5 protein-coding genes are annotated in these 6395 nt (G+C 66.7%); 3 read left to right on the plus strand and 2 right to left on the minus strand.

The features are described from left to right. Positions 1 to 673, minus strand: a 673-nt coding sequence (locus AAIL68_RS16960; protein ID WP_347140939.1) for an exodeoxyribonuclease III, incomplete at its 3' end; no start/stop codon positions are given. Between the two features lie 19 nt (positions 674 to 692). Continuing rightward, a complete protein-coding gene (locus tag AAIL68_RS16965) occupies positions 693 to 1463 on the minus strand; it encodes an SOS response-associated peptidase family protein (protein ID WP_229665376.1) in 771 nt (256 codons plus the stop codon). A gap of 85 nt (positions 1464 to 1548) precedes the next feature. Here AAIL68_RS16965 and AAIL68_RS16970 point away from each other — a divergent pair, with 85 nt between their 5' ends. The 3 genes from AAIL68_RS16970 to AAIL68_RS16980 form a co-directional block, all read left to right on the plus strand. Then, positions 1549 to 2292 carry an ImuA family protein gene (locus AAIL68_RS16970; RefSeq protein ID WP_188716674.1) on the plus strand — a complete coding sequence of 248 codons (744 nt, stop codon included), beginning with the start codon at positions 1549 to 1551 and terminating at the stop codon, positions 2290 to 2292. Further along, positions 2225 to 3751, plus strand: coding sequence for a DNA polymerase Y family protein (locus tag AAIL68_RS16975; RefSeq protein ID WP_347140941.1), 1527 nt, complete (start codon positions 2225 to 2227; stop codon positions 3749 to 3751). The genes AAIL68_RS16970 and AAIL68_RS16975 overlap by 68 nt, the downstream gene beginning before the upstream one ends. Positions 3752 to 3764: 13 nt before the next feature. Beyond that, positions 3765 to 6395, plus strand: a 2631-nt coding sequence (locus tag AAIL68_RS16980; RefSeq protein WP_347140943.1) for an error-prone DNA polymerase, incomplete at its 3' end; no start/stop codon positions are given.

A 6395-nucleotide genomic window follows, 5' to 3' on the forward strand; every position in this document is an offset into this window, starting at 1 on the left:
CGGGCGAGAGCAGCAGGTGATCGAGCCGCAATCCGGCATTCCGCTCCCAGGCCTGTCGCAGATAATCCCAGAAGGTGTAAGCGGACTCGTCTGGATGGATGGTCTCTATTGCGTCACACCAGCCCTGTTTCAGAAGAGACGCATAGGCTTTTCGGACCTGCGGCAAGAACAGAGCATCACCTTGCCAGCGATCCGGATTATAGACGTCCTGTTCGGTGGGAATGATGTTGTAGTCCCCAGCGAGGATCACCGGGACATCCAGGGCGAGCAGCTGTTTTGCATGGACGGTAAACTGCTTTAGCCAGGCGAGTTTGTAATCCCATTTGGGTCCGGGTGCGGGATTGCCGTTTGGAGCATAAAGACAGCCAACCAGCACGCCATTCACCGCAGCCTCGATATAGCGGCTCTGGCTGGGATCAGGATCCCGCGGCAAACCGCGGCGCGTGAGCACCGGCTCGCTATCCCGCGACAGGATCGCCACGCCATTCCAGCGGCTTTGTCCGTGCCACACAGAGCCGTAGCCGGCTGCTTGCAGCTGCCGCTCCGGGAACTTCGCCTGCGGCGCCTTCAGCTCCTGCAGGCAGACGATGTCAGGCTGCGTGTCATCCAGCCAGGCCAGCAGCGTCTCAAGGCGGCTATTGATGCCGTTGATGTTGTAGGTGGCGATCCGCATGGCCCTGCTCTGCCCCACGTCAGAGAAGCCGTCCCTGCGGCTCATCAAGAGCGTCAGACGGCAACTCGATCAGCGCGTCATCGGCCAAGGGCCGCTGCAGTGCTTGCGCTTGGGACCACTCTGCCGTCATCCACATCTCCATCTCGTCCTCGGTGGACAGGATCACCGGCATGGCCTTGGGATGGACCTTTCCCACCACTGTGTTCGGCTCGCAGGTCAGGAAGGCGAAGAGCTGATGCTCGCCCGGCCGCGGGGTCTTCATCGAGCCGCGGACCCCTCGCCAGGGCGTCCAGATGCCCGCGAAGAAGAACAGCGGCCGGGTCTCATCAAGCGCGAACCAGTGCAGCGGCTTGCGCTTGGTCACCGGATCAGGCTTCTGCCCATATTCCGAAAAAGCGGTTGCTGGCACCAGACATCGGTTTTCGATGCCCAGCCAGCGGCGCCAGTGCGGGCTCCGGGTGTTGCGGATGTTGGTGACGCCGGTGTCGGGCGCATCCTTTGCCTTCAGGAACTGCGGCGGGGTGGGCATGCCCCAGGTCAACCGGGACAGTTCGCGGCCTTCGGGCGTATTGCGCACCACCGGCGCGGGACGATCGGGATAGATGTCGAGGCTCGGCTCGAGATTGCCCAGGCTGTCTTGCATGACCTGCGCCGCATCCCGGATCGCCTGCTGGTTGGTCGTCAGGTTGTAAAGGTTGCAGATGAGACGATCCTCCGTGCGGTGGCTTGGACCTGGTCGCCAGCATAACGCGGCAGGGTCGTGAAGATATCCCCAGATCATCTGCAGCATCGTGTTGACACCGTCGGCTCTTCAGGAACAAAACAGGAACAATATCTGTTCGTCTGCAATCGCTTCTCTGGAGCCACCCGCCCTCATGCCTGCCCGGCCCTTCAATCCTGCCCTTGCTGCGTTGCGCGAGCAGATCGCAGCCATGGAGGGCGAGAGTGCAGCGGCGCGCGAGGTGCTGCCTTTCGGCGTGCCCGATCTGGACCGCCGCCTGCCCGGGGGCGGGTTGGCGCTCGGCTGCCTGCACGAGGTCGCTGGTGGCGGCAACGGCGCAGTAGATGGCGCAGCAGCTTCCTGCTTCGCGGCGGGCATTGCCGCGCGTCTTCCCGGACAGGTGCTTTGGTGCGTGACGCAGGCCGATCTCTTCGCCCCCGGTCTCGAACAGGCGGGCCTTGGTCCGGATCGGGTGATCTATGTCGAGGCCGGCGATGATGTCTCGGTGCTGGCCTGCATGGAGGAAGGCTTGCGCCATGGCGGTCTTGGCGCGGTCGTGGCGGATGTTGCCCGGCTGTCGATGACCGCCTCGCGCCGGCTGCATCTTGCGGCCAAGGGCTCCGGCACCACCGGCATTGCGCTGCGCCGCTGGCGCCGTCAGCAGGAGGCCTATGACTTCGGCCAGCCTACGGCGGCCATGACCCGCTGGCGCATCTCGGTCCTGCCTTCCGCCCCCTTGCCTGTTCCCGGTCTTGGCCGGGCCCGCTGGCTTATCGAGCTGATCCGGGCGCGAGCGGGAGAAAGTCTCGATATCGAACTGGAGGCATGCGATGGCACGGGTCATCTCGGTCACCCTGCCGTTCTGGCCGATCGACCGGCTCAGGCGGTCGGCGCCTGAAGCAGCATCTTCGTCGGACGAGAGGCCGCTGGTGCTCGCCGGTCGCGTCGGCAACCGCCGGCTGGTGATGGCCGCTTGTGCTGTGGCCCAGGAGCTGGGCCTCACCGTCGGCATGCCGGTGAGCAAGGCGCAGGCGATGGTCCCGGGCCTGCAGGTGCTGCCCCATGATCCTCAGGCCGATGCCGCCTCCCTGGAGCGGCTGGCCCTCTGGGTGCTGCAGCGGGTCTCGCCCATTGTGGCGGTCGATCCGCCTGACGGGCTGGTGATCGACTCCACCGGCGCCGATCATCTCCATGGCGGCGAAGAGGCGATGCTGGAAACGCTGATCGGCCGGTTGGTGATGTCCGGGGTCACCGCCCGCGCCGCTGTCGCCGACACCTGGGGTGCCGCTCATGCCCTGGCCCGGCATGTGGCTGATCCCATGCATGTGGCCGCGCCGGGCACAACGGAGGCTTTGATCGCTCCCCTGCCCCTTCAGGCCCTGCGGCTGCCGCCCGCGACGCTCGCAAGCCTCCGCACCCTGGGCTTTGTCTGCATCGGCGATCTTCTCCATCAGCCCCGCGCGCCCCTGACCCGGCGCTTCGGCCCCGACCTCTGCCGCAGGTTGGATCAAGCGCTTGGCCATGCCTCCGAGCCGATTGAGCCGCTGCGCCCGTCGGAGCTTGTCGAGGTGCGTCGCAGCTTTGCCGAACCTATTGCAGCGGCTGAGACCATCGCCCGCTACATCGGCAAGCTGGTGGTCCAGCTTTGCGCGGCCCTGGAGGAGCGCGGCCTCGGCGCGCGCAGGCTGGATCTGCTTTGCTGGCGGGTCGATGCCCATGTGCAGACCGTCCGCGTGGGTCTTGCCTGCCCGCAGCGTGACCCGCAGCGGCTGACCCGGCTCCTTTGCGAGAAGATCGAGACCATCTCGCCGGGATACGGCATCGAGATCCTGTCGCTGACGGCGGTGATGGTCGAGCCGCTGGACGCGCGGCAGATGGCCAGCTCGCTTTTAGAAGCCCCTGCCCCCGATCTCTCCGGCCTCGTCGATGTGCTGGCCAACCGCGTGGGCGCGCGCGGCGTCTACCGGATGGCCCCTGTTGCCAGCGACGTGCCGGAACGCTCCGTCACCCGCGTCGCGCCCTTGTCCGATCCTGTCGGTGCCGGCTGGCCCGATCACTGGCCGCGGCCCACGCGGCTCCTAGCCCGGCCCGAGCCGATCGAGACCCTGGCACTCCTGCCCGATCATCCGCCGGTTTCCATCACCTGGCGGGGCATCCGCCGCAAGGTGGCCCGCGCCGATGGACCCGAGCGGGTCTTTGGCGAATGGTGGAAGCGTGATGCCGAGATGATCGCGGTGCGCGACTACTTCCGCATCGAGGATGAGGCGGGCGAGCGCTATTGGGTATTCCGGGCGGGCGACGGCGAGAACAGCGAGACCGGCTCGCATCGCTGGTTCCTCCATGGGGTGTTCGGATGAACGGTGTCATCGGATGACCGGGCCGCGCTATGCCGAGTTGCAGGTGACATCGCCCTTCTCATTCCTGCGGGGTGCCTCCTCGGCAGAGGAACTCTTCGCCACAGCGGTGATGATGGGCATCGAGGCCCTGGCCGTGACCGACCGCAACACGCTGGCGGGCATTGTCCGGGCCTGGGAGGCGGCCAAGGCCACCGGCGTGCGGTTGGTGGTGGGCTGCCGGCTCGATCTCGCCTGCGGCATGGCGCTGCTGGTCTACCCCACGGACAAGGCGGGCTATGGCCGGCTGTGCCGCCTCCTGACGCTCGGCAAGTCCCGCGCCGGCAAGGGCAAATGCCATCTCGAGTGGCCGGATGTGGTGGAGCACGCCGAGGGCCTCATCGCGGTGCTGGTGCCGGACATGGCCGACGATACCTGCGCGCTCCGCCTGCGCCGGCTGCGCGATGTCTTCTATGACCGCGCCTATCTGGCCCTCACCCTGCGCCGCCGCCCCAACGATCAGCTGCGGCTGCATGAGCTGTCGACCATGGCCGCGCAGCTGCGGGTGCCCACAGTCGTCACCAATGACGTGCTCTATCACGAGCCCACCCGCCGCATCCTGCAGGATGTGGTCACCGCCATCCGCCACAATGTGACCGTCGAAGCCCTGGGCTTTCGCCGCGAGCGCCATGCCGACCGGTATCTGAAGCCGCCCGCCGAGATGCACCGGCTCTTCTCGCGCTACCCGGAGGCTGTGGCGCGGACGGCGGAGATCGTGGCCCGCTGCCGCTTCTCGCTCGATGAACTCCGCTATCAGTATCCCGAGGAGCGGGACGATCCGACGCTGACCCCGCAGGAGACCCTGGAGCAGCTGACCTGGGAGGGCGCGGCGGAGCGCTATCCTGAGGGGGTGCCCGACGAGGTGAAGGCGTCATTGGCCCACGAGCTGCGCCTGATCGCCAAGCTGGCCTACGCCCCCTACTTCCTGACCGTCCACAGCATCGTCCGCTTTGCCCGCTCTCGCGGCATCCTCTGCCAGGGCCGCGGCTCGGCGGCGAACTCCGCCGTCTGCTATGTGCTGGGCATCACCGCCATCGACCCAGACCGCAATGATCTCCTCTTCGAGCGGTTCGTGTCCGAGGAACGCCACGAGCCGCCCGATATCGACGTCGACTTCGAGCACGAGCGCCGCGAGGAGGTGATCCAATGGGTGTATGACACCTACGGCCGCGATCGCGCAGCGCTTTGCGCCACGGTGATCCGCTACCGCGCCAAGGGCGCCTTGCGCGATGTCGGCAAGGCCATGGGTCTGCCCGAGGACCTGATCCAGACCCTTTCGGGCCAGATCTGGGCCTGGTCCGAGGAGGGTGTGTCCGAGGCCCAGATCCGCGAGCTGAACCTCGACCCTACGGATCGGCGCCTGCGGCTGACCTTGGATCTGTCGCGGCAGCTCATGGGCTTTCCCCGGCACCTGTCGCAGCATCCGGGCGGATTCGTTCTCACCCAGGACCGGCTTGACGACTTGGTGCCGATCGAGCCCGCCGCCATGGAGGACCGGCAGATCATCGAATGGGACAAGGACGATATCGACGCGCTCAGGTTCATGAAGGTCGATGTGCTGGCCCTGGGCATGCTCACCTGCATGGCCAAGGGGCTGGCGCTCATCGAGGCGCACAAGGGTGTCCGCTACGATCTGGCCACCATCCCGCCCGAGGACCCGCGCACCTATGCGATGATCCGCAAGGCCGACACGCTCGGCACCTTCCAGATCGAGAGCCGCGCGCAGATGGCCATGCTGCCGAGGATGAAGCCCCGCACCTACTATGATCTGGTGGTCCAAGTGGCCATTGTCCGCCCCGGACCCATCCAGGGCGACATGGTTCATCCTTACCTGCGACGCCGGGAGGGGCTGGAGCCGGTGGAGTATCCTACACCGGAGCTGGAGAAGGTGCTGGGCAAGACCCTGGGTGTGCCCCTCTTCCAGGAACAGGCCATGCGGGTCGCCATCGAATGCGCGGGCTTCACCCCGGGCGAGGCCGACATGCTCCGCAAAAGCATGGCGACCTTCAAGTTCACCGGGGGCGTCTCAGCCTTCAAGGACAAGCTCGTCTCGGGCATGGTCGAACGTGGCTACGCACCCGACTTCGCCGAGCGCACCTTCCGCCAGCTCGAGGGCTTCGGCTCCTATGGCTTTCCCGAAAGCCATGCCGCCAGCTTCGCGCTCGTGGCCTATGCCAGTGCCTGGCTGAAGTGCTGGCATCCGGATGCCTTCTGCGCGGCACTCCTGAACAGCCAGCCGATGGGCTTCTATGCCCCGGCGCAGATCGTTCGGGACGCGCAGGAGCACGGTGTTGAGATCCGGCCGGTCTGCGTCAATGCGTCCCGCTGGGAGTGCACGTTGGAAGCCACGGGACGGCCGGGCGATGAGGGCAGCCGCTTTGCCGTCCGCCTCGGGCTGCGGATGATCAAGGGGCTGGCCAATATCCATGCCGCGGCCATCGTCGCCGCCCGGGCCGATCAGCCCTTCGCCTCGGTGGAGGATCTCTGGCGCAGGGTCCGTGTGCCGATAGCCAGCCTCACCCGCATTGCAGAGGCGGATGGGTTCAGGCCCTCGCTCGGGCTCAGCCGACGTGAGGCGCTCTGGGCCATCAAGGGGCTTGGGCCGGAG

Source organism: Paracoccus sp. SSK6 (assembly GCF_039770665.1).
Lineage (GTDB): Bacteria > Pseudomonadota > Alphaproteobacteria > Rhodobacterales > Rhodobacteraceae > Paracoccus.